Consider the following 23,241-nt stretch of genomic DNA (forward strand, 5'->3'; position numbering starts at 1 on the left):
TCCTAATGTTTGTTGCCCCTAATACGGCAAGCCAAAATATCGCGAAAACTGTATCCACTCTTGCTGTAGTTCTTCTAAATTACCACGCAAGAACTGTACCTCTTTACCAGGAGCTGCTTGGGCAAGCTTGGCCATATCAATCCGTGCAACACAGCCCAACTTAGGGTATCCCCCCAATGTCTGCCGATCATTAAATAAGATAATAGGTAGTCCATTAGGTGGAATTTGTATTGCGCCATACGCAATGCCTTCAGAAATAATGCCATTTACTGCTGTATTCAAATTAGGTCCATCAAGGCGGCATCCCATGCGATCGCACTGCAGGCTTACGCGGTAGGAATTAGAATAAAACCTTGCCTTAACGTGTTCAGAAAACAATGTATGTTGATACGATTCAATCACTCTAAGCGTTAATGGTGCTTCATAATCCGGAATAAAACGTGGCGCGACGTATAACGCTTTGTGCGCATACCTAACATGAGATTCACTTTTTGAAGATGGAAGAATCATTGGCAACATATCACCTACAAGTAATGCTCGTCCACCATCAATCCCCCCCACTTTATTTCGAACAACAGTAGAAACACTGTCCATCATCGGTTTACATTGAAATCCCCCCTTTACGGCTAAATACGTGCGCAGCCCTTTTCTAGGGTAATTAAATGCTAACAACGATCCTTTACTCAAACAAAATGTTTGCCAAGGTTTAACAGGGATACCATCAATAGTGGCAGCGGCATCTGCCCCAGTGATCGCGCATACAATATCGTGATCTGATTTGAAACTGGCTTGCCCTAAAGTCATTTCCAGTTGCGAGCATGACATATCATTACCCAACAAATAGTTAGCCCAGCAATACGCATGCATATCTAATGCACCGCCTTGGCTTAAACCTAACTGCGCAACACCTAATCTTCCCGAATCTTGCAGTAGAGTTAACATACCAGCACGTACTACTTCCAATGCGGCCATATTTCCCCTCCAAGATCTAAAAATGTTTGACGGTCAATCGCTTCAAAGGTCACTTTATCCCCTACTGCAAAGGGTGAAATGGGATCTGTATTCGGTGAGAATAATTGCTGAGGGCAGTTACCAATAATTTGCCAACCTCCGGGAGAATCATCTGGGTACACTGCGGTTTGTTGATCGGCAATGCCAACACTGCCTGCAGGTATTTTTAGACGGGGTTCTGCATGCCTAGGAGTCGCTATCATATTGTCTACAGATGCAAGAAAAGCAAAACCAGGGGCAAAGCCAATCGCACAAACTGTATACGTTTCCTGCTGATGCAAACTAATAACTTGTTCTATCGAAAGGCTTTTTTCTTTGGCTAACGACGCTAAATCAGGCCCTACACTTACATCATAATACACCGGAAGCGTAATGGTTTTACCACGGCAGGCTATGTATTGATCGTCTCTGTTTAGTCTATGATTTTTACTCGATTTTAATTCTTTGCTCGCCCAAGCTAATACACTGGCTTGGATCATTTTAAAGTTGATCTTTAAAGGATGATACTGGATCAAAATTGACGTATAGGAAGGCGTAATATCAATCAACTGTTCTGAAAAGTGCTGTTCAAGGTAATTAGCTAATTGTGCGATCACCTGAGTTAATTGAAGATCTATCTGATCACCTAAGTAAATGATCAAGCAGGTTTCAGATACTTGCTCAATCCTTATCATGGGTTAAGCACCTGATTCAATTCAGCAATAGTCGCGATTGAAACTTCATTATCGCCATGTACGCACACTGTGTCGGCATTGATTGCCACTCGCTTCCCATCAACCGTAACAACATAACCTTGAGATAATTGAATAACTTGCAGTTTAATTCTTTCTGGGCTGTGGTGGACCGCCCCAATTTGTGCGCGTGAGACCAAAGATCCATCTGAATTATATGCACGATCAGCAAAGGCTTCTTCCAACAACTCAACGTGATATTGCTTAGCCACTTCTTGATAATCCGAATTATCAGCTCGCGCTAAAATCATCAATTTAAGTGCATTAGAAGGCGCACCTTTGATTCGATCAACATTCAAACCTGAGATAGCTTTTACTATCGATTCGAAAATATCACGATTTGCCATCATGTCATTATATAAAGCACCATGCGGCTTAACATAAGACACCTTGTTATTGTGCAGCCGACAAATCGCATCTAACGCCCCCACCTGATAGGCAATTAAATGGGTTATTGATGATGGTGTATGAGGAATGCTACGTCGTCCAAAACCAAGCTTGTCATCGTAACCGGGGTGAGCGCCTATTTGTACTTGGTAGGTGGTTGCCCACTCAACGGTTTGCGCCATAATATCAGGATCGGAAGCATGAAAACCGCAGGCAATATTTGCCATATCGATAAATGGCATAACCTTTTCATCATTACCCATTTGCCACGGACCATAACTTTCACCCATATCGCAGTTCAATTTCATCGCGAATCCTTGCTTATAAAATTAACAACATCAAAACACTGGCAGCACGTTATAACAATAGATTAAAAACGCAATTTTCTAAAATGGCTTCACAACAAGTCTATTGTTAATCAAGTCATATAATAAAAAACGCTTTTATCTATATTAATAATTTATCATTTGAATACACAAGTAATCAATGAGACGCTCATACCCAAGTCACCTCAAGGTGCAGGATTCAGAGTGTTCTCAACGAGTACCTTGAGGTAACTTGGGTATACAGGTAAGTTTCTACTAATGAATTGAAGGAAAAGCGATGAAAAAATTTCTTGTACTAATGACAGCGGTTTTTGTGTTATCTGCTTGTGCACCGGAAGTTGGCAGCGAAGATTGGTGTAAAGAAATGAAAGACAAGCCAAAAGGTGACTGGACGGCAAACGAAGCGACTGAGTATGCAAAAAGCTGCTTCATGAAATAATCGCCTTCAAATTCGTAAAACGAGGAAAGTGAATCTTTACTTTCCTCGTTTATGATCCTCAGGCATTACTAACGCAACTCCTTAGCAACTCGTTTTATCAACAAGATATTCTTCACCATTTTGATCTCTAAATACATACTGCAGCCCTTGTTCTAGAAGTGGCTTTATTTTAGGCTGCTGGCAAAATGTTGGTCGAATCCAGCTCTTTAATCCATCAAGATCGTTCCCCTGCAAGGTAACAACAACGGTTGGACCAATAGCATAAGCTTCTACTATTTCAACGCCCTCTTTCATAGCAACATGCTTAGCGTCATTAATCGTTTGAGCATGCTGTTTAGCAAGACGATTCATTGCCATTAAGTCGTTTTGCTTCGACGAGCTACACCCTGCTAATAGTATGCTTACTACAACAATATTGATTATTCTTTTATAGTTCAAAGCTCATTCTTCCCAGTAGTAAGTAATACCCAAGTTACCTTAATCGCCCCCCAGTATGAGATAACTAAGATATATGACAATAGACTCGTATAGAACGATTCAGTTCAAGAAAGTAATTAGAGAGTAATAAAGAGGGCTTTTCAATTTGGAGCGACACACGAGGCTCCCGATCTTCAAGGCTTAGGCGTGACCTCAACCTTGGCAAGGTTGCGATCGACCTGCTGAGCTAATGATTGTTGAGATAACGCGTTGAGACTCTTTTTTATATGCTACAAACGTCAAAAAGCCCAATCATTTCTGATTGGGCTTTTCAATTTGGAGCGACACACGAGGCTCGAACTCGTGACCTCAACCTTGGCAAGGTTGCGCTCTACCAGCTGAGCTAGTGTCGCATGCTGAAATCCTCTTTTCAGAGAATATCAGACTTTAATAGATGGTGCCCCGGGCCGGACTTGAACCGGCACAGCGCGAACGCCGAGGGATTTTAAATCCCTTGTGTCTACCAATTCCACCACCAGGGCACGCAATTCTTTATTGCGATGCTCCTAACCAATGTGCTTTATAAAAAGCGGTTAGACACCATCTTATAACGGTCTGCCAATGTAACGTGACCGTTAGTACAAAATTTGGAGCGACACACGAGGCTCGAACTCGTGACCTCAACCTTGGCAAGGTTGCGCTCTACCAGCTGAGCTAGTGTCGCATATTATTCTCAAGGAATAATGGAGGCGCGTCCCGGAGTCGAACCGAGGTACACGGATTTGCAATCCGCTGCATAGCCACTCTGCCAACGCGCCATATTCTTTAATGCCAAAACATCTTAAAGAATTAAGCAATCTTTCAATCGCTAACCGTTAATGGGTTGCCCCGTTGCGGTATGGGCTGCATTTTACGGATTGCTCAGTATGAGTCAACATCAAAATCATATTATTTTGATCGTTTGCTTACTTTATATCCAAAACGCAATAAATAACAATGAACCGCCTATTAATCAAGCAGTCGCTAGTTCACACACGGTTCTTTTTTAATAAACCTAAACACATACAAAAATCGAAAACCTTAATCTCTTATTTACAAGTAATTGTTTGAAAATAGCTTTTAGCCTTTCGGCTTTGTTGAATCGCTCAGATAATGCTCCTTTATTCCATTAGCACTGAGTTCAGTTATCATAGCCAACCTTTCATTCCGGTTAGCTGTTTAACACATACCTTACAAACACAATGACGCCAAACACTATCACTTTAAGAGGCATACATATGCCTTATACCATTCTAGGTAAGTAGCTGATCATAATATTGCGCAGAAAAAATCGCTTACAACTAGGCATGAGTAGTTTTAACCAGCAAGGATGATCAGGTTACCGGGGCTTTATGATAAATATGGCATGGGTTTTGCTTAAAACTCCCCGGTGGCAATGAATGGCCACATACGAAAGGTTCTTAGTATGATGTTTTTAAGAAAGATTTGCGGTGTAATGAGTAAAGAAGAAAAACAATTTAAAAAACAAAAAGCTTTAAAAGAAAAATTACTATTTGCTATGTCACAATCAATTGAACGAATTGTCTAATAATACCTTGCTATACCAGAGATCCAAAAGGCTACCTGTTGGCAGCCATTCCAACGCGTTGGCATTGCATCATATCTATGTTGGGCTTTGGAATAACGGGGACATGCTGAGTCTAATTGAAATCCTTTCAATCAAGTATCTGAATAATATCGTCGGAGAAAGCGAGTACTGCAAATACGGCACTCGCTTTTTTATAGTGATTAATGAGGTTGTTGTGATGATCGTCCTCTTTCTTCAGTTAATCTTATTTTTTTGGTTTCCACGCTTTGAGGTCAATATCTAGATCAGGGAAATCTTTGGGGTCGAACTGTGGGTGTTCGATACCTGCTTTAAGTTGCTTCTTATAGTCTTTCAAAATACGGATGAGCGTAGGAAACAGCATTATAAGTGCTAACAAGTTAACGATAGCAAGGATGCCCATCATCGGATCTGAGAAGAAAAACACTGACGTTGCTCCTGGAGCAACTGCGCCCATAAAGATAATCCCGATCACAACAAAACGAAGAATGTGTACAGACAGTTTGTTCTGTGACATGAATGTGAGGGCGTTTTCCCCCAGGTAGTAGTTGTAGATGATAGAACTAATAGAAAAGAGCAAAATCGCCCCAGTCAGAAAGTACTGAGACCAAGCCCCTATGTGTGAAACCAGTGACTGCTGAGTCAAAACGACACCATCAATGCCTTCTGCGCCAGGAACATAAACGTCACCCAGCAAGATAACAAATGCCGTACAGCTACATATTAGGATTGTATCAATAAAGACCGATAAAGACTGTGTGATGCCCTGGCTGATTGGGTGAGCGACATCGGCCGTAGCGGCGACATTAGGCGCCGAACCCAGGCCAGCTTCGTTTGAGAACAGGCCACGGCGCAAACCTTGTGCCATCGCAGTCCCCATACCGCCACCAACAGCTTCCTCCCAACCAAATGCGTTAGATACAATACTACCAATGACCGCAGGGATCTCAGTGATATTGATTAGGATAACTAGAAGCGCCATTGCGACATACCCGATAGCCATAATAGGTACGATAACATCCGCAGTTTTAGCGATACGTTTAATACCACCGTAAATAATGAAACCAGTAATAATAGCTAACAGGCCACCAGTCCACATGCGGTCAATACCCAGGCTATCCTGCGCAGCCCCTGCAACGGTATTACCTTGAAAGGCATTAAAACCAATCGCAAAGGAAGCAATCAAACAAACAGCATATAAGTAAGCAAGCCACCGATAGTCTTCACCAAGACCATGAATTATCGAACGTGCAGCACCTCCACGAAATGCATCACCTTCTTTTCGCTTATAAAGCTGAGCAAGTGAACATTCCACTAGGCTTGTTGCCATACCAACCAGCGCAATTGCCCACATCCAAAATACAGCACCAGGGCCGCCAAGAGAAATTGCAACAGCGACACCTGCAATGTTACCGCCACCAACACGACCACCAACAGATAATAAAAGTGCTTCACGACCAGAAATTGCATTTCTGTCGGCTGTTTGGTTTTTGTTTAATAAAACACTGAACATACGTCCAAAGAAAGTAAATTGAACAAATCCGGTAACGAAAGTAAAGAATAGGCCCAATACGACCAGGAATGGTATAAGTGCCCACCCCCAAGTGAGATCTCCAATTACACCAAAAAGGCTTTCTAACAATTCCATCTCGACTCCTAAACATATCAGCCCGGAATAGAGGAACGAGATATCCGGGATCCAGCTATAGCCGTGTACGCCTTGATACCGTACAAGTTCGTTCCTCACTTTACGGAATGATTAAGTTTGGTGACTGACTCGTCAAAACTTCTGTTATGTACTACCGACCCTGAAAGATAGTTGAGAAGAGTATAGTCGGTCACAACATCTTTAGTCGGAAATCTCTGAGACGCTTGGGTTATTTCAATGCCAAAAGCGCTTGTGTAACTAAAGGTATTTTCTATCCGATTGGAATAACATCTATACCAAAACCTGAGGAATCTCCTCGAAATTAATTAGCTATCAATAAGTTACTGAGACATTAACTTCTGTTCTTCACAAAATATCTTTCATTGCGTCGAGCGGAATAATCGCTCCTGAGTATTGAATAACTGTCGAGGCCAAGCGATGACCAAGTACTGCTGATGACGACGCTGATTCACCATTGAGTCGCGCTGCTAAGTACCCTGCTGCAAAGGAATCACCTGCGGCACAGGTATCAGCAACATTCTCAACCCTATTCGCTGCCACGTAACTTGTTTCTGTTACGTCTGATTGTAAATTGGTGACAATTTTACAAGGCTCACAGCCGCGCTTTATAACGACTTCATTACAACCATATTGCTTACAACGCTCAACAATATTGGTTTTACCCCATACTCGCTGATCGTCGTCTTCAGTAATTAATGCGATATCGACAAAAGGGAGTACTTGCGCATACCAGTATTGAGCTTGTTTTTCTGTCCACAACTGTGGGCGGTAATTATTGTCGAACAACACTTTACCCCCAGCCGCTTTGTGTTTTTCTAACAAGGTAATTAATACCGCTTTGGCATCTTCAGCCAAAATCGCCAGGCTAATACCACTGATATAAAGTGCATCAAATTGATGCGAGTCAATCGCCTGCTCTAATGGCGACAATTGCTCTGAGAAATAAAACTTTGCAGCACTGTCATTACGCCAATAATGAAAGTGACGTTCACCGTTTGGTTCCGTTTCAACCAAATACAAGCCAGGTAGCTTATCCTCAATTTTACGAACTAAATCCGTTCCTATGTTTTCTTCTTGCCAAGATGCCAACATATCCTGACTAATTTTATCAACGCCTAAGGCTGTCGCATAGCTAACAGAATGATGGCGAGAAACACCCAATCTTGAAAGATAAAGTGCTGTATTTAAGGTATCACCACCAAAGGTACGCTGCAGAGGCTGGCCACTTAACTCAACCATACATTCGCCAAAAAATGCAATTCTCACACTATTACCTTTATTTTTATTTGAGTGGTACTAAAAGAGTAATTTATATTGCGGATCTCGGCTCATCACAAAGACCCGCATTTCATCTAGTTTTAGTCGATTATTTTGCCATTACAGGCTTTGCCGATACTGTTTCTACAGCATCTTGTTCCATGGCTTGACGTTCCGCATCTAGAATGTGGTCCAATCTGCATTAAACATGATAGCGAATGCCCCTCCAGATCCCATCCCACCGCTCTACCGTTGCACCTTACTATTTAATGTGTATTATCGATGCCACTCAACATAATAGACGTGCCACAAAGCCCATAAAAAATATAGGGTTAACAATCAGGTACGCATTAGTAAATTGCCAGAAAGGAAAAATATCCATGGAACTTATCGATTTTTTGCAAGCCGGATTATTCAGCATCGGCGTACTGCTTTTTGCACTGGCAGGCGGCTGTTTATTCATGATGCTTACGGTGAAAAAAGAACACGTTAAATGCGTTGTAGAAAAGCGTATCGAATTTGGTTTTTTCGGTGGTGCTTGCTTAACATTTTTAGGATTGATTACTTACGTATTGGCATAGAATATTTATAGCCTCACTCAGTTTCTATACTCTACCTCTGAGCGTTTATACCTCGCTCAGAGCACCTTCAAAGAATCGTTCACCCTCTAATCTATCGTCTAATTCAAATAAAATTCAAACACTTCACTATACTTAAAAATTAAGATTTAACGTGAGGATGAAAAGCAATGAAAATAACTATATTTCAATTGGTTAAGCGCAATTCGTTACGTTCCATCATCTTAAGTTCTATTGTCTCTATTACCTTTATGCCTCAAACAGCGTTCGCAAATGAAGGACGATTTGCCGATAAAAAAGGAGCATATAAATCACATGACAAGAGTCGCCCTCTTCATAGACAAGATTCAGTACGGGTAAATAAGAACATACAAAATAACATTAAAAACAATGATATAAAGATTAAAAATAAAGACGTAAATATTAATAAGAATAACAATGTCGTCATCAATAATAATCGGCATAACACTGTTGTTGTTCCCTCTAACCGACATCGTACTTATCGCAATGTTGTTGTCGTTCGCCCGCATGGTAATGTCTATTATGGTTACGGTAATTACTATAATGATAACGATGCTTGGAAATGGTTAGCATTCACCGCAATAACCTTAAAACTGCTCGATAACCTCAATGAACAACAAGAAAGAGAACACGAAGCCGCGCAGGTCAAAGCCACAACAGCCCCTATTAACGAACAAATAAACTGGAGTGATGGCGACGCATCAGGTTCGGTAACGGCAACACGTGAAGGAACAACAACCAGTGGTCGTTATTGTCGGGAGTTCCAGCAAAAAATCACCGTTGGTGGGAAAAATGAAAATGCTTACGGTACGGCTTGTCAAAATCAAGATGGGTCGTGGGAAATCGTATCGACGGGTAGTTAACCTCCGCTATCTTAGTAACGTTATTATTCGCTCTATACGCATTAAAAAAGGAGGCATTATTTAGATAATACCCCTTTAATATTTTAATTAATGGCTAACATTGACCACCAGCTGTAGCTAATGGGTTTATTTATACGTTAGGCACAGCAACGTTATTCTGTAATCGTTACTTTTTCAATAATGATTGCTTCACACGGTACATCATCATGACCGTATTTAGAGGTTGTTTTCGCTTTCGCTATCGCATTAACAACATCCATACCTGCGCTAACCTTTCCAAATACCGCATAGCCCCATCCCGCATTGGACGTGGCTGTATAATCAAGAAAATCGTTATCGTCTAGGTTAATAAAAAACTGCCCAGTCGCCGAATGCGGAGCATCTGTTCGTGCCATTGCTAGGCTACCAACAACATTTTTAAGTCCACGATTCGCTTCATTCACAATAGCATCACGTGTCGGCTTCTCTTGCATGTCGACAGTAAAACCACCACCTTGGATCATGAAACCTTTTATAACTCGGTGGAAAATAGTGCCGTCATAAAAACCATCTTGGCAATATTTTAAAAAGTTTCTTGAACTGACAGGTGTTTGCTTCATATCGAGTTCAATCTCAATATCGCCGAAATTAGTGGTAAAAATAATCATACTTGCTGCACTATGTTGGTATAAATTCAGTTTTATCAGTATACGCAATCACAGTCTGCAACTGTAGTGCCGAATTAGAGTCAATGCGTTTACTTTAACGTTACGCTTCAATTGATGAACTGAGGTGCGATGATAAAGCCGACACTTATAGGCAGGTCAAGAATAAAGGAAGACGTTAGTGCTTCTCTTTCTAATTAAAAACATATAACGCCTCCCCTACTAAAAGTATCAGAAAATCATTTAACAAATAGTCATTTAGCAGCTAGCATTAGCCCCCATCAGTTACAGCTAATGGTTCTTGCTCAAATGCATTACGTTCTACTTTCTCGCTTTCACCTTTTTTCGTTCCCGGCATTAACTCAAAGTCAGGCGTAAACTGAGTCAGCATTGTTTTGAGCTGGTCAATCGGCTTACGATCTCCCTCTAGCTTCGCTTTACCTGCATCAATTTGCTCATCCATGCTTATAGCACCCATCATGACTTGTTCTAAATCTGAACGATTAATCGTTAGTGTTAGATCTGGCTTATCAGCAAGGTAGCCTTTGATATTCGTTAGCGTAGAGTTGTTTAATTCTACCGCATACTTTTCATCGTTATCGGGCGTGACTAAATTGATGATGAAATGTATACCATCCGCTTTTTCACTGTCTAAACGAATAGCCAAGAAGTCGAGCCATAAGCTTGTCGACATAGCACGAATAACATCAGGTCCCGATGTTTTCGGCGAGGCACCTGTTGGAATCCCCGAGCGTAATTCAAAAGCAGCGGCCAAGAAGCTATTTCGTACACTTGGGCTTTCTTGCTGATACCCTATTTGCTCAAAGACATCGGCTAATAAATCCTTACCTTTTTGGTTTTTAGGCTCACCGTAAACCAATTTATTTAGAATTTCAGATGCTTGAAGGTATTCACCTTTGTCATATAATTCTTGCCCTTTCTTAAGGATCTTATCAGCTCCGCCCATCATTTCGATATATAGCGGACCTGTCTCACGCGGTGACAAAGGGATCAAAGTGGCTGGGTTACCATCCCAATAGCCTAAATAACGGTTAACAACCGCACGGCTATTATGTTGTTCAGAGCCATGGTAACTGTGTGCCGACCATTGTTCTTGCAAGCTTTTCGGTGGCTTATATTGATTATGTATTTCATTAATGGTGACACCTTGGTTAGCAAGGTGAAGCACTTCATTATTTAAGTTTGCGTATATATCGCGTTGAGAACGCATAATTTCTTGAATACGTTCATTACCCCAACGCGGCCAGCTGTGTGAGGCAAACATGACTTCAGCCTCTTGACCAAATTTATACAGCGCAATATTGATTTGTTTAGACCATTCCAGTGCATCTCGAATCAATGCCCCACGAAGAGTATAAATATTGTGAACAGTACCGGTAATATTCTCTGCTGCCCAAAATGTTTTTAAATCAGGGAAGTAGGTATTCATTTCAGCGGGTGCTTCTGTACCTGGGGTATTTTGAAAAATCATTCTCACGCCATCGACAGTCATCTCTTCGATGTCATTTTTGATGTAAGCCGTAGGGGGTACTAACCCAGTTGTACCTGCTGCCGTATTTTTACCGATGGACTGATCAACATGGCCAAAAGGGCTACGCGGTAATAACACACCATATTGAAAGAACATTCGGCGGTTCATTGCGTTACCAGCGTAGACGTTCTCTGATACTGCATGCTCCATAAAGCCTTCTGGGGCAATAATCTGCACTTTGCCGGCTTTAATCTCTTCGTCAGTAACCACCCCGCGCGCACCACCAAAGTGATCGGCATGTGAATGGGAATAAACAACGGCGACTACAGGTCGTTCCCCTAATTGTTCATTAACAAACTTAAGCGCTGCTGCGGCGGTTTCTTTCGCGGTAAGTGGATCGAAAATAATCCAGCCAGTATCACCTTTAATAAAACTGATATTAGCTAAATCAAAGCCGCGTACCTGATAAATTTTATCTGGTACTACTTCATATAAACCATAAGCCATATTTAATACGGCTTGGCGTTGTAATGAAGGGTGGATACTGTCGAATTCTTTATCTTGAAGTAGCCATTCGTAGCTGGCCATGTCCCATGCTACGTTGCCAGCTTCTGCTTGAATTTGTTTGTAATCTGGGGCTGCGATAAAACCTTTTTTGGCTTCATCAAAATCGCGGGTATCCGATAATGGAAGAGATTTACGAAGGGCTTGCTGTATTTCGATAGTAAAGCTGGATGGTAATTTTCCTTTGGGATCAAAATGCTTCCCTTCTGCGGCTCCAGGATCCGAAAGAACAGCTCCACCACCGCTAGCAAAAACATTTCCCGCAGAAGCAGCAATAAGGCTAACACTTATTGTAAAAGCTAAAATTCCTTTATTTTTCATTTAACTATCCTGTTTATTCGAGGAATAACCATACGGATAACTAATGCATTGTGAATACTACACACCAAACAGACAATACACCGCATGCTCTTTCGTTTTGAATCAATATCAATGATCTAACGAAATCAGTGTAGGCAAAGAACCGTGGTGTATACAAATATGAACGGCTCAATTTTCATACAAGCGGGGGAATGATAAATAGGTATATACCCAAATTTCGTCTAGATGCACAATTTAAAGTGGCAACTGCGTATATATCTTTAAGCTTTGTCTTCTCGTCTATTCGAGCGAATAGATCGGATACCTAATAGGCCAAATAAAAGTAAGATAAAAAAAGGCGCAAGCCATAACACATACGTTTGAGGAGTGAACTTGGGTTGATACAAAACAAAATCACCAAAGCGGCTTGTCATAAATTCAATGACTTCTTGATCGGTGCTGCCAGCATTGATCATTTGATACACTTTTAAGCGTAAATCTTTGGCGACTGGCGAGTTTGATTCAATCAGGTTTTGATTCTGACACTGTGGGCAGCGCAAGGTTTTGGCTAATTTTAATGCTCTTTTATGTTCAAGCGGCGAACGAAATTGAAAGGTTTCAACCGACTCGACTAACTCGCTATCAGCAGCAATAAAAATTTGTTCCCCGCTAGCTTGAACAGGTGATAACACGCTTAATATCACGATTATAAAACCAAAGATCAAAGCTAAATAAGGCGCTTTAGACTGATTCAAATGTGGCTCCTTTAAATGCAACGGCTTCAAATAAAGACGTATCATACTCATTCCTTTAATTGAGCCACTAGCGGTGCAAATTGCTGATCCCAAATAGTCGGGGTTAATGCCCCTACATAGCGGTGTCGAATAATACCATTTTCATCAATCAGGTATGTTTCTGGTGTGCCGTACACCCCAAGGTCTAATGCTAACGATCCTTTAGGATCATAAATCACTTTCTTATAAGGGTTGCCTGTTTGGGCTAATTCATTTAATGCCGCTTTACGTTCATCACGATAATTTAATCCAATAATGCTTAAAGACTGCTCTGTTGCTAATTGCTGTAAATAGGCATGCTCAGACTTACAAATACTGCACCACGACGCCCAAACATTCAGCAGTTGTACACCCCCTTTCAAGCTGGCTTGAGTAATGCTGCCCAACTCTTGTTGCAAACTAGGCAGAGCAAAATCAGGTACAGGGCGATCCGCTAAAGGAGACACCGTAGGAACAGATTTACTGTTCATTCCTATCACTAACAAGATGCCAGCCAATGAAGCAAGTACCAATGGAATAAATCGTGTCTTTTTCATCACAGTAGCTCTACTTCCACATGATAATTGTTGATGTAAGTTTTGCCTCTTGGCATTGACGCTGCTGCTTCTTAGTCATTACCATGATTCTAATACGCGCAAGCACAGCCATAGCACCACCCAACATCATCAACAAACTACCGATCCATAACCAACGAACATAAGGCTTATATTGAATACGCACGGCGTAATCTGTCTTATTGATTTTGTCACCCAGCGTTATATAAATATCACCTTTCCAAAACCAATGAATACCTGGCTCACTCATGTTCATTGTTCGCACCGTGTAATGCCGACGCTGTGGCTTAATAAAACCTATATTTTCAGCATCATTCTCAACACCATTAATCCGTGTTACTGCAATATTGGCTTGTTCAGCCGTGTAATTAGGGCCAATTAATAATTCCGTTTCTTGGTAATCAAACTGGTAATCACCCAGAACTAATTGGCTACCCGGCCCCATTCTATTATTGGTTTCTTCAACGTAATAACTGACTAACGTTGCCCCCACAAGCGCAACAGCCACACCAATATGCGCGGTCACCATCGCGAACTGGCGGCAAAACTGACTATCAAACCGCCAATTTTTACGCGACTTTTGATCGAAATAAAGCGCCTGTAAGGACGTTAGCGTAACCCACAATGCCATGATAAAGGCAACGCAGACTACAAGGTTAATGCCTCGTTCAAACATCACCGAGAGTGCAACACCAATGACCACAGAAGCAGAAAAAGGGGCAATAACACGCATGATGAAATTATCTGATGTCGCATTCTTCCATTTTATCAATGGTGCTAAGCCCATGAAAGCAAAAATCACGAAACTTAATGGCACGAACAAGCTATTAAAATACGGGGCTCCTACTGAAATATTTCCTAACCCAAATGCTTGGAATATCATTGGATAAAACGTGCCAAGTAAAATAGTAAGCGTCGCAACAGCAAACAAACTATTTCCCGCCAAGAACGCAGCTTCACGCGATAAGAATCCAAACCGTACGGGTTTAATATATTGACCGCCCCTTAAAGCAAACAACGCCAAAGAACTCAATAGCACCACGCCTAGAATACTTAGCAATGCAACACCACGGGTTGGATCTACAGCAAACGCGTGCACAGAAGTTAGTACGCCTGAACGAACGATAAATGTGCCGAGTAAACTTAACGAGAAGGTAAAGATCGATAGCAGTAACGTCCAACTGGTTAACGCATTTCGCTTTTCAGTCATTATTAAAGAATGCAGTAAAGCGGTACCCGTTAACCAAGGCATTAAAGAGGCATTTTCGACAGGATCCCAAAACCACCAACCTCCCCAACCCAGTTCATAGTATGCCCACCAAGAACCCAGTGAAATACCACCGGTTAGAAACACCCACGCCGCTAATGCCCAAGGGCGACTCCAGCCCGCCCAAGGCAGTTCAGATGATCCCGACGTTGTTAACGCAGCAATGGCAAATGCGAAACTCACCGCAAAGCCGACATAACCAAGATACAGCATAGGAGGATGAAAAATTAGCCCCACATCTTGCAACATTGGGTTTAAATCTCGCCCTTCCATCGGTATTGGCAATAAACGTAAAAAAGGATTCGAGGTAAATAAAGTAAACAAACTAAATGCGGCAATTAGCAAAGAAAGAACAACCAATACCCGCCCGATAAAAGCTTCATGCTGCACTTGTTTTTCTGGTTGATTAACGCCAGAAGGAGCTTTGTACTGATAGACAAATGCAACAGCAGCGCTCCAACCTGCAAGTGAAAATAACCAAAATAGAAATGACCCTTCATGTCCGCCCCATACGGCGGCAATTTTAAACACTTGAGGAAGCTGTGAATTAGAATGATGCGCGATATACGCAACCGAAAAATCATCAACCGCAAAGCTGTAGCCAAGTAATACGATAGAAGATGAAATAGCGAAAAAAGCACCATAGCTTAACGGCCACGCATAGCGGATAAGATATGGGTCTTTTTTGATAAGGCCATACAAAGGGATCGTTCCGCCTAGTACCGCAAATACACACCCAAGTATTAATGCGTAATGTCCAACTTCAGGGATCATTAAATTTCCTTTTTTTATGCTATAGAAGTACCAGGTGTATTCACTCACCATCATCTAGTAACACATTGCTACCCGCTTTGCATTTGATCAATAACTACGGAATTTAAACAAAAAAATCGCCACAAATTGTGTGGCGATTTAGATTTAGTAATGCTTAATATTAAACCAGTGTCATTTGCCCAGCGTATAAAATAAAGGTACGTAACATCAACACACCAATAAGACTGAGAGTAGTCACTAGCATGATAAAGGCTTTATTGTGTTTAACACCGTCTGAACTAACGGCATTCAAACCCAACGGCACCAACATGCCTAACCCTATTACCCCATACCAAAACCACGATGCCCAAAAGCCTCCGCCAATCGCTGCCATAACCGCCGCTTCTCTTTGTCCACCACCGAAGTAAAGACCAGAAAAGAATGCAAAAAGAACAAACAATTCGAACACCACAACCGGACGTTCAAACTTGTGAATCCATTTAACACTGGCGCTATGCGCTGATTCTTTGAAACCAATAATGCCAAATAGCAAACAAGCAGCTGCTCCCGACGATAAACTCGAGAACAAAAAGAGTATTGGCAATACAGGGTTATTCAACAATGGGTAGGTTTTTAGTGCTGATAATAAGAAGCCAGTATAAGCCGCTAACATTACCGCTAAGAAGCCTAAGAATAGCTCAATACTATTTTCATATTTGCTAATGATCCCCATTACTTTATCAACAATCGGTAAACGACCGTTCAACAGTTTAAGTAAATCATCTTTAAAAATAATGGCTATCCAAGCAAACAACACCACCATGTAAATTTGGAACAGCATTACCCCCATCGACATGACTGACGATGTGTTATAGAAAATCATGATTTTCCAAAATGACCATGGTTTAGTCAGGTGGAAAATTAGAATTACTAAACCAGCAATAATACCAAATGGCGCAAGAATAGCTGTCGCTTTAATGATGCCATTAGTGCTTGGATGGCCTTGAATAACTTTACGTTTCAAGTATATCGAAATCATTACAGCCCCAGCAGACATGCCTGCTAGAAACAAATAAATTGCGATAATCCAATCCCACACTAAGGAATCAAAATAAAAGGCATCGGCAAAAGTAGTCATCATCCTTTTATCTCCCCTTTTCCATAAGGCACTTTATATAACTTCGGTGATGTACCTAATTCCACCTTTTGTCGATAAACGGTTTTTTGCTCTAATAACTTCGACACTTCACTGTTTGGATCATTCAGATCGCCAAACGTCAGTGACTTAGTTGGGCAAGATTCAACACAGGCTGGCAGTTTGCCTTCCTTCAGGTTGGTCTTACGACAAAAATCACATTTATCTGCAGATTTTGTTTCTGGATTAAAGAAACGAACCTTATACGGACACGCAGCAAGGCAATAACCACAACCTACGCATTTGAAAGGATCAACATCGACAATGCCAGTATCAGGATCTTTGAAAGAAGCCCCTGTAGGACAAACATGCACACAAGGTGCATTATCACAATGCTGACAAGAAATCCGAGTGAACTGATAGCTCACATCCGGGTATTCTCCCTGAGGTTCACTGCGCACTATTTCTAGTCGAGAAACACCTTCAGGTACTTTGTTTACTTCACGACAAGCATCAGTACACGCAGTACAGCCAATACACAATGTTTCATCATGCACCATGCCATAGCGTTTAACACCGTCTTCCATGGTCGCAACTAACGATTGGCGACCCAGTACACCGCTACCAGCGCTAACTCCGGTGGTAAAAATCACCGCACCAGCACCCGCTAAAAAATTTCGTCTTGAACACGTCATACCATCATCTCCTACTTCTCTTTTTTCTGGTCTGAGTGGCAGTCGACGCACATCTTAATCTTCGACTTTCGATCAATACCTTTCATCGGATCAGTATCTGGGTGCACGGTATGGCAAGAAGCACACGATAGATCCAGCGCATGCACATCATGCGTCCAGTTCACTTCGCGTAAATCTTTTGGTTCGTGACAGTTTATACATGTATTGTTTTGCTGTTTAATCCACGCGACATCAGCAGCAGGTTTCTCTGAACCGGCAACCGATTGAGCTGGCGCGAATTTTGTCACTACTTTTGCACCATCACGGTGGTTCTCACCCACATTACTGTGGCAATCAACACACGTTACATCTCGACCCGTTTGCGCATGAATGGCATCACCATGCGCACCTTTTAGTACATCTTTTTCATCTTTATGACACTGTGTACAAGCGTAATCCCTGTCCCTTATAAATTTGACAACATGTTGACCTGACTCTTGATTAATCACGGCAGGGGTCGCGGTTGTGGCGTCCTGTGTGTTCGAGTCTGCGGCAACGTTTATAGAAAAACCAAAAATACACATGGCTACAAAGAATGTAATCATTGTATTCATGGCAACTTTATAATTGCCCATTATTCACCTTTTCTTCTCCATAATTGCTACTCACATACGAATAACAATCGGTGCTTAAATGTAATTTCTGTTTAAACTCTTGATTAAATTCTGCAAAACGTTTTTCTTTATTATTTTTCGTGACCACTGCTGCTACGAAATAAACACTGGAAAATAAGTGCAATAAAAAGAAATAAAAACCATTTGCAATTGAAACCCATTCTCATTAATCTGATATTATTAGCCACAACGCTTAACACACTTATTAAATAATATTTTTAAATGTAAAAAATTGAGTCAACCTACAATTACCCCTTAAGTAGCATCAGAAATGACCTTTTAATGATTAAGATCAAGAAACACAACGCCAACCTGCTGATTTTTAAGATTTAAAGGGAAAGATAAACAGTAACCACCCATAAAGAAGTAAATACCCAATAAGGGGTATATATGCATTTTTTACTGGTTAGATCCCACCAACAAATAAACACTTTTGATCCAAAACAAATATCCATTCATTTCCATTAACAACCTTAAATAATTTGCTACTATTAGTCTGAACTCCATCTTTTATTATTTGAATTAGCCGCATTCACAACGCTTGGCCTTATTTAATAATTAGAAAACTGGAGTAACACATCGTGAGTAAGAAATGGACGCGAAATACTGCCGCCATGGCAGCTATATTGTCAGCGTTATGCTTATCGACTAATGCGCTGGCAACTTCTGAACAAGCAGTGACTGATGAAAATCAGACAACTACTCAACAAGAAGGAATGCGCTTTGAGCCTCGCAACGAAAAGTTTGCTGAAGCTCACGCTGAGCAATATAAAAGCTGGAAAGCAACCCAAGATAGCGAAGAAAGAGAAGATGCCTTAGAAAGCGATCCTAATATGGTCGTTCTATGGGCAGGATATGGCTTTTCTAAAGACTATAACAAAGCGCGTGGACACTTTTACGCGATTACCGATGTACGTGAAACATTACGTACTGGCGGACCAACAGATGACAAATCTGGTCCAATGCCTATGGCATGTTGGAGCTGTAAAAGCCCTGATGTTGCACGTGTAATTGATGACCGTGGTGAAGATGGCTACTTTGAAGGTAAATGGGCTCGTTTAGGCGCTGAAATCAACAACGCGATTGGTTGTTCAGACTGTCATAACACAGGCAGCGAAGAGTTTGCCAAAGGTGGTCCAGCATTACAGCTGTCTCGTCCATATGCAGAACGCGCAATGGAAGCCATCGGCAAAAAGTTTGAAGATCAATCTCGCTTTGATCAACAAGCACAAGTCTGTGGTCAATGTCACGTTGAATACTACTTCACTGGTCCAAAAAAATCGGTCAAATTCCCTTGGGATAAAGGCACATCAGTTGACGACATGGAAGTGTACTACGACGAGATTGGCTTTAAAGATTGGACTCATGGCGTTTCAAAAGCACCAATGCTGAAAGCACAGCATCCTGGCTATGAAACATGGCGTGAAGGTATTCACGGCAAAAACAATGTGACGTGTATTGATTGTCACATGCCTAAAGTACAAAACGAAGACGGTACAGTATTTACTGACCACAAAGTGGGTAACCCATTTGACCGCTTCGAAGATACTTGTGCCCAGTGTCATACGCAAACGAAAGCAGCACTTAAAAGTGTCGTAGCAACACGTAAAGCTAGCGTACTTGAAATGAAGTTACGTGCTGAGAAGCAAATCATTGCTGCACACTTCGAAGCGAAAGCGGCGTGGGATGCAGGCGCAACTGAAGCAGAGATGGAACCTATCCTAATGGATATCCGTCATGCACAGTGGCGTTGGGATTACGCAATCGCGTCTCATGGTGTGCATATGCACGCTCCAGAAGTTGCATTACGTATTCTAGGTACTGCACTTGATAAAGCTGGTGATGCTCGCGCTAAAGTTATTCGCTTATTAGCAACCAAAGGTATTACTGAAGAAATTCAGATTCCTGATATCTCAACCAAAGTGAAGGCACAACAAGCACTTGGTATGGATATGGATAAGATGAATGCTGAGAAAGATGAGTTCTTAAAGACCATCGTTCCAGAGTGGGACAAGCAAGCAGACGCACGTGAAGCGAAATATTAATCGTTACTGACCAGTCGAGAGACTGCTAAAACGTTAACGCTTATCACATGTAAAACAAAAGCCAGCATTCGATGCTGGTTTTTTTCGTTTGATTTCAATGTGATAAACGCAGCTTTATATGAACACGAGCTTTGCGCATTATGTATAGCCTTTATGCGTTATGCAAAGTCTAGCTCAATATTAGTACAGCCTTTTCTGCAGCTAATACCAGGCTTTTCACTGGCTTCTGGCGTAACCAACAATAACGCTTGCTTACACTCTTCGCACAATACCTGCTTACCCTGCATTACCCGTTTAATGATCGCACGTTGATCACCAAAAGATTTTTGTGTTTGCTTGTTTAAACCTGAGAAGTCTAATTTCATAAAATCGCTGTGTTATTAAGCTCTACTAAAATTTATTGGCTTTAGTATACGGTATATGCCCAAGTCACCTCAAGATACAGGATTCAGGGTGACCTCAACGTATTTAATTCAAGGGAAGTATGTGCAGGAATGGCACTCCCGAAGGCGAGCTTTATTGAGCGAACACCGTATTACGTTAAAAAGGCAGGTTTCACTGAAAAATAAACAGGTTAACGAACTAAAATTTTAGCGCGATTAATCGCAGAAATAAGCGCGACGCGATCTAAATCTGAGCGTTCACTGTCTAAGGCTTGCTGCCATGTATCAATGGCTTTTTGGTAGCGGGCATTTAAGAAAAAATCTGATGCTAATAGCATTAAAGCAGGCAGGTTGTCATTATCTAGCTGCAAGGCGTAATCTAGCAACTGCTGAATGCTCTCTGTCAGCTGTTGACCATTTTGATAATACTCAGCAGTGGCTTGCGCTGAAAAAACATTAGCTTGAGGGCTATCAGCTAATCGCGCAGAATAACCAAAAGCGATTGCGGCTTTATCGAATTCGCTCACGTACATATACGCATTGCCCAGTAAATACCACGCTTCACTGTTTTGCTTATCTTCGCGTAGCGTATTTTGAATTTCTTCTATACGTCGTTGGTTAATTTCATTGGCGGTCATACCCGCAAATTCATCATTCGCACTATCAACAGCTGATTCTGCATGGTATGTCGGCGAACCTAACATGGCATATAAACTGCCAGAACCACCAATCAAAACAAGGCTGATAGCAACAGGAATCCACAGGCGTTTATCAGACGATCGCGACGGCTTCCACCAAATCAACATCAAACTCACGGCGATAAGTAAAACGACAACTGCAAACATTTCTAATCCTGTCCCGAATTCACTCATTTAAAAAGTACTTATCATCCAATGAATTGATGCGTTTATTTTACCTGTTTTCAATCCTAGCAGTAAGAGAATAACCGCTCTAACAGCTTATCCATTAATCTGGATCAACACTTATAAACACCACCAGCATACCTATTATGAAATCTAAGCGCTGCCCTAGATTACGCATGACCTAATAAACGGAAATTCCAGTTCTCTACCGTGCCGGTTTCGATACGTTCCGTTACCCTGTCACGCCAGCTGTTCGACAATGCCGTGCATTGCTCTAATACCATCAAGTATTCAGGGCTCAGCGGTTCACCGAAAAACATATTGCATACCTGTTTAACGGTAAGCGGCTTCTCTGCTTGCTGAATTAACACCAGCTGATCATCATTGCGCACGAAACCAGGTTGAATAACACGGTATAACCAGCCACATCTGCTAATGTTTTGCATTTCTACCGATAGCTTGTCGACCTGCCATATTTTATTCAATTTATAGCATGGCGAACGTGGTTGGCTCACTTCAACAATAGCTTCACCCCATTGGTAACGATCACCAATACACACGGTATCTTCGGTCATTCCAAGGGTGCTAATATTCTCGCCCATACCCGGAGCTTGCCAATCACGCTCTGGGTACTGCTGCATCCAATACGCATAATGTTCAGCAGGGTAATGATGTACCGCCCTTTCAACACCACCATGGTGCTTTGGCTCGGCACACTCGTCCCCTTCAAAACCCAATACAGTAAGAAAAGCGCCGTCGACAATAGGCGTTTTATCAATTGCGGTATTAAAGTCGTATTGTTGCTTCACTTTGCCGAAAAATAATTGATGATTACGTTGCATGGCTCGTCTTCCTGTCCTTTTGGGTTAATGCGTACATCATACAACAATGTATTCACCATATAGTAAAAAAGCTCCTGCAGGAGTCCTTACCTAGAAGCTAAAACCTTTATAAACATAGACTTACAAAAGCACAATAATCATAAACCTAATGGTTTTTGCGGCGTGGGGATCCAGTTTAAAATTAACGCTGAATCCAATCCAACCCTAGCGACACCAAACACTTTACACTCTATGCGGGAAAGCGCCAAGAAGGACGCAGAGCTGGCTAATCAAGCATCATTTTTTGATGTCCCCTAAAAAATTCGAACGCCAATGCTGGGCGTAGGCCGTTACCGACAGGGACGGGAGTACAACCAATAAAACCCTCTGAACACATCAAAAGCTTCTGTGGTGTTGTACTCGACTCACCGTGGTGTTCTGAATGGTAAGTTAATTAACGGAGTTGATACAACGGCTATCAAATTGATAAAAGTGATATCTCAGTAATCAATTTGATACTTGCGATGTGCGCTCTCGCATACTGCGTGATAAGCCGCCGATGTGACCTGAATTGAACCAAACATGCCCCGCCGGTAATCAGGGTTCACGACAATACTGATTTTCGCATTGTTTTCATAACGCTCAGCCAGCTCGTTACCACTATGCCCGAGCACCAAAATAAACGGATTGCTTTTACGCCTGTAAACCAAAGTGTCAGGGATCACACCAAACCTTGTTGAGCAGCTCAAAAATACATCCCCTTTCACAATTTCTATTATTGAAGCCGATGGCGCTAAGTGTTTGCCAATTAAGGCACCTTCTGGGCATGAGCCTTGCATTCCAATTAACTTGGATATGGTGTTCCTTGCGGCATCTACGCATGGAAAGGTGCTAGTAATAAAACGGCAAGTGTAAAGTGACTCACTACAGTCCTTTACTCGACACGCCATGGATACCAATTAGTATTTAATCC

At 41.7% G+C, this 23,241-nt stretch carries 24 protein-coding genes and 4 tRNA genes; 6 read left to right on the forward strand and 22 right to left on the reverse strand.

Annotated elements, in window-relative coordinates; all coding sequences use genetic code 11:
* Positions 1–18: 18 nt before the first annotated feature.
* From C9J47_RS07570 to C9J47_RS07580, 3 genes are read right to left on the reverse strand one after another with little or no spacing between them, the layout of a single operon-like run.
* On the reverse strand, positions 19–972 hold the full coding sequence (locus C9J47_RS07570) for a 5-oxoprolinase subunit C family protein (protein WP_107252977.1): 954 nt from the start codon (positions 970–972) through the stop codon (positions 19–21).
* Positions 954–1,685, reverse strand: a complete 732-nt coding sequence (pxpB, locus tag C9J47_RS07575) for a 5-oxoprolinase subunit PxpB (RefSeq protein ID WP_107252978.1) — start codon at positions 1,683–1,685, stop codon at positions 954–956. Before pxpB ends, C9J47_RS07570 begins: the two co-directional genes overlap by 19 nt.
* Positions 1,682–2,437 carry a 5-oxoprolinase subunit PxpA gene (locus C9J47_RS07580; protein WP_107252979.1) on the reverse strand — a complete coding sequence of 252 codons (756 nt, stop codon included), beginning with the start codon at positions 2,435–2,437 and terminating at the stop codon, positions 1,682–1,684. The genes pxpB and C9J47_RS07580 overlap by 4 nt, the downstream gene beginning before the upstream one ends.
* Positions 2,438–2,732: 295 nt before the next feature.
* Between C9J47_RS07580 and C9J47_RS07585 the strand changes: the two genes are divergently transcribed.
* Entirely contained in the window at positions 2,733–2,894 is a 162-nt protein-coding gene (locus tag C9J47_RS07585) for a DUF3012 domain-containing protein (protein WP_011218020.1), read from the forward strand.
* 81 nt (positions 2,895–2,975) lie between these two features.
* Here C9J47_RS07585 and C9J47_RS07590 read toward each other — a convergent pair whose 3' ends face one another.
* From C9J47_RS07590 to C9J47_RS07610, 5 genes are all read right to left on the reverse strand, one after another.
* Complete coding sequence (locus tag C9J47_RS07590) at positions 2,976–3,251, reverse strand: hypothetical protein (RefSeq protein ID WP_157134292.1); 276 nt, start codon at positions 3,249–3,251, stop codon at positions 2,976–2,978.
* Between the two features lie 397 nt (positions 3,252–3,648).
* Positions 3,649–3,724, reverse strand: a tRNA-Gly gene (locus C9J47_RS07595).
* A 42-nt stretch (positions 3,725–3,766) separates the two neighbouring features.
* Positions 3,767–3,853 (reverse strand) — tRNA-Leu (locus C9J47_RS07600).
* 106 nt (positions 3,854–3,959) lie between these two features.
* Positions 3,960–4,035 (reverse strand) — tRNA-Gly (locus tag C9J47_RS07605).
* Positions 4,036–4,055: 20 nt separating this feature from the next.
* A tRNA-Cys gene (locus C9J47_RS07610) sits at positions 4,056–4,129 on the reverse strand.
* 647 nt (positions 4,130–4,776) lie between these two features.
* Here C9J47_RS07610 and C9J47_RS27445 point away from each other — a divergent pair.
* Positions 4,777–4,899 carry a hypothetical protein gene (locus tag C9J47_RS27445; protein ID WP_265416154.1) on the forward strand — a complete coding sequence of 41 codons (123 nt, stop codon included), beginning with the start codon at positions 4,777–4,779 and terminating at the stop codon, positions 4,897–4,899.
* A gap of 244 nt (positions 4,900–5,143) precedes the next feature.
* Here C9J47_RS27445 and C9J47_RS07615 read toward each other — a convergent pair whose 3' ends face one another.
* Together C9J47_RS07615 and C9J47_RS07620 are read right to left on the reverse strand one after the other, a co-directional pair.
* Positions 5,144–6,565: an alanine/glycine:cation symporter family protein gene (locus tag C9J47_RS07615; protein ID WP_107252981.1), complete on the reverse strand. Its 1,422-nt coding sequence runs from the start codon at positions 6,563–6,565 to the stop codon at positions 5,144–5,146.
* Between the two features lie 366 nt (positions 6,566–6,931).
* Positions 6,932–7,825, reverse strand: a complete 894-nt coding sequence (locus tag C9J47_RS07620) for a sugar kinase (protein WP_211321731.1) — start codon at positions 7,823–7,825, stop codon at positions 6,932–6,934.
* A 398-nt stretch (positions 7,826–8,223) separates the two neighbouring features.
* Between C9J47_RS07620 and C9J47_RS07625 the strand changes: the two genes are divergently transcribed.
* Both C9J47_RS07625 and C9J47_RS07630 read left to right on the forward strand, forming a co-directional pair.
* Positions 8,224–8,424 (forward strand): hypothetical protein, encoded by a 201-nt coding sequence (locus tag C9J47_RS07625; protein ID WP_107252983.1) that lies wholly within the window; start codon positions 8,224–8,226, stop codon positions 8,422–8,424.
* Positions 8,425–8,591: 167 nt separating this feature from the next.
* Positions 8,592–9,305 (forward strand): RT0821/Lpp0805 family surface protein, encoded by a 714-nt coding sequence (locus C9J47_RS07630; RefSeq protein WP_245903374.1) that lies wholly within the window; start codon positions 8,592–8,594, stop codon positions 9,303–9,305.
* 152 nt (positions 9,306–9,457) lie between these two features.
* On the opposite strand, the gene C9J47_RS07635 is transcribed toward C9J47_RS07630, so the two are convergent.
* From C9J47_RS07635 to nrfB, 8 genes are all read right to left on the reverse strand, one after another.
* Complete coding sequence (locus tag C9J47_RS07635; protein WP_041394002.1) at positions 9,458–9,952, reverse strand: peptidylprolyl isomerase; 495 nt, start codon at positions 9,950–9,952, stop codon at positions 9,458–9,460.
* Positions 9,953–10,220: 268 nt separating this feature from the next.
* Positions 10,221–12,326 (reverse strand): alkyl/aryl-sulfatase, encoded by a 2,106-nt coding sequence (locus tag C9J47_RS07640; protein ID WP_211321706.1) that lies wholly within the window; start codon positions 12,324–12,326, stop codon positions 10,221–10,223.
* A gap of 260 nt (positions 12,327–12,586) precedes the next feature.
* Entirely contained in the window at positions 12,587–13,105 is a 519-nt protein-coding gene (gene nrfF / locus C9J47_RS07645) for a heme lyase NrfEFG subunit NrfF (protein ID WP_107252984.1), read from the reverse strand.
* 2 nt (positions 13,106–13,107) lie between these two features.
* On the reverse strand, positions 13,108–13,635 hold the full coding sequence (locus tag C9J47_RS07650) for a DsbE family thiol:disulfide interchange protein (RefSeq protein ID WP_107252985.1): 528 nt from the start codon (positions 13,633–13,635) through the stop codon (positions 13,108–13,110).
* Between the two features lie 10 nt (positions 13,636–13,645).
* The gene (gene nrfE, locus C9J47_RS07655; RefSeq protein WP_107252986.1) at positions 13,646–15,694 is read right to left on the reverse strand and encodes a heme lyase NrfEFG subunit NrfE; all 2,049 of its coding nucleotides are present in this window, start codon (positions 15,692–15,694) and stop codon (positions 13,646–13,648) included.
* Positions 15,695–15,854: 160 nt separating this feature from the next.
* Complete coding sequence (nrfD, locus tag C9J47_RS07660) at positions 15,855–16,811, reverse strand: cytochrome c nitrite reductase subunit NrfD (protein WP_107253457.1); 957 nt, start codon at positions 16,809–16,811, stop codon at positions 15,855–15,857.
* Positions 16,811–17,503, reverse strand: coding sequence for a cytochrome c nitrite reductase Fe-S protein (nrfC, locus tag C9J47_RS07665; protein ID WP_107252987.1), 693 nt, complete (start codon positions 17,501–17,503; stop codon positions 16,811–16,813). Before nrfC ends, nrfD begins: the two co-directional genes overlap by 1 nt.
* Before the next feature lie 11 nt (positions 17,504–17,514).
* The gene (nrfB, locus tag C9J47_RS07670; RefSeq protein WP_011218000.1) at positions 17,515–18,117 is read right to left on the reverse strand and encodes a cytochrome c nitrite reductase pentaheme subunit; all 603 of its coding nucleotides are present in this window, start codon (positions 18,115–18,117) and stop codon (positions 17,515–17,517) included.
* A gap of 620 nt (positions 18,118–18,737) precedes the next feature.
* Here nrfB and nrfA point away from each other — a divergent pair.
* The gene (gene nrfA, locus C9J47_RS07675) at positions 18,738–20,201 is read left to right on the forward strand and encodes an ammonia-forming nitrite reductase cytochrome c552 subunit (RefSeq protein WP_107252988.1); all 1,464 of its coding nucleotides are present in this window, start codon (positions 18,738–18,740) and stop codon (positions 20,199–20,201) included.
* A gap of 158 nt (positions 20,202–20,359) precedes the next feature.
* On the opposite strand, the gene C9J47_RS07680 is transcribed toward nrfA, so the two are convergent.
* The 4 genes from C9J47_RS07680 to C9J47_RS27035 all read right to left on the reverse strand — a co-directional run bounded on the left by C9J47_RS07680 (position 20,360) and on the right by C9J47_RS27035 (position 23,107).
* Positions 20,360–20,566, reverse strand: a complete 207-nt coding sequence (locus C9J47_RS07680; RefSeq protein ID WP_107252989.1) for a hypothetical protein — start codon at positions 20,564–20,566, stop codon at positions 20,360–20,362.
* Positions 20,567–20,775: 209 nt separating this feature from the next.
* Positions 20,776–21,429 carry a TPR domain-containing protein gene (locus C9J47_RS07685; RefSeq protein WP_245903376.1) on the reverse strand — a complete coding sequence of 218 codons (654 nt, stop codon included), beginning with the start codon at positions 21,427–21,429 and terminating at the stop codon, positions 20,776–20,778.
* Positions 21,430–21,617: 188 nt separating this feature from the next.
* A complete protein-coding gene (locus C9J47_RS07690; RefSeq protein WP_107252991.1) occupies positions 21,618–22,289 on the reverse strand; it encodes an MOSC domain-containing protein in 672 nt (223 codons plus the stop codon).
* A 479-nt stretch (positions 22,290–22,768) separates the two neighbouring features.
* A complete protein-coding gene (locus C9J47_RS27035; protein WP_170107474.1) occupies positions 22,769–23,107 on the reverse strand; it encodes a hypothetical protein in 339 nt (112 codons plus the stop codon).
* Here C9J47_RS27035 and C9J47_RS27320 point away from each other — a divergent pair.
* Complete coding sequence (locus tag C9J47_RS27320) at positions 23,037–23,183, forward strand: hypothetical protein (protein WP_342749862.1); 147 nt, start codon at positions 23,037–23,039, stop codon at positions 23,181–23,183. The two genes, C9J47_RS27035 and C9J47_RS27320, sit on opposite strands and share 71 nt — an antisense overlap.
* The last annotated feature ends 58 nt before the right edge of the window (positions 23,184–23,241 follow it).

Source organism: Photobacterium indicum, from assembly GCF_003026215.1.
In the GTDB taxonomy this organism is placed as follows: Bacteria; Pseudomonadota; Gammaproteobacteria; order Enterobacterales; family Vibrionaceae; genus Photobacterium; species Photobacterium indicum.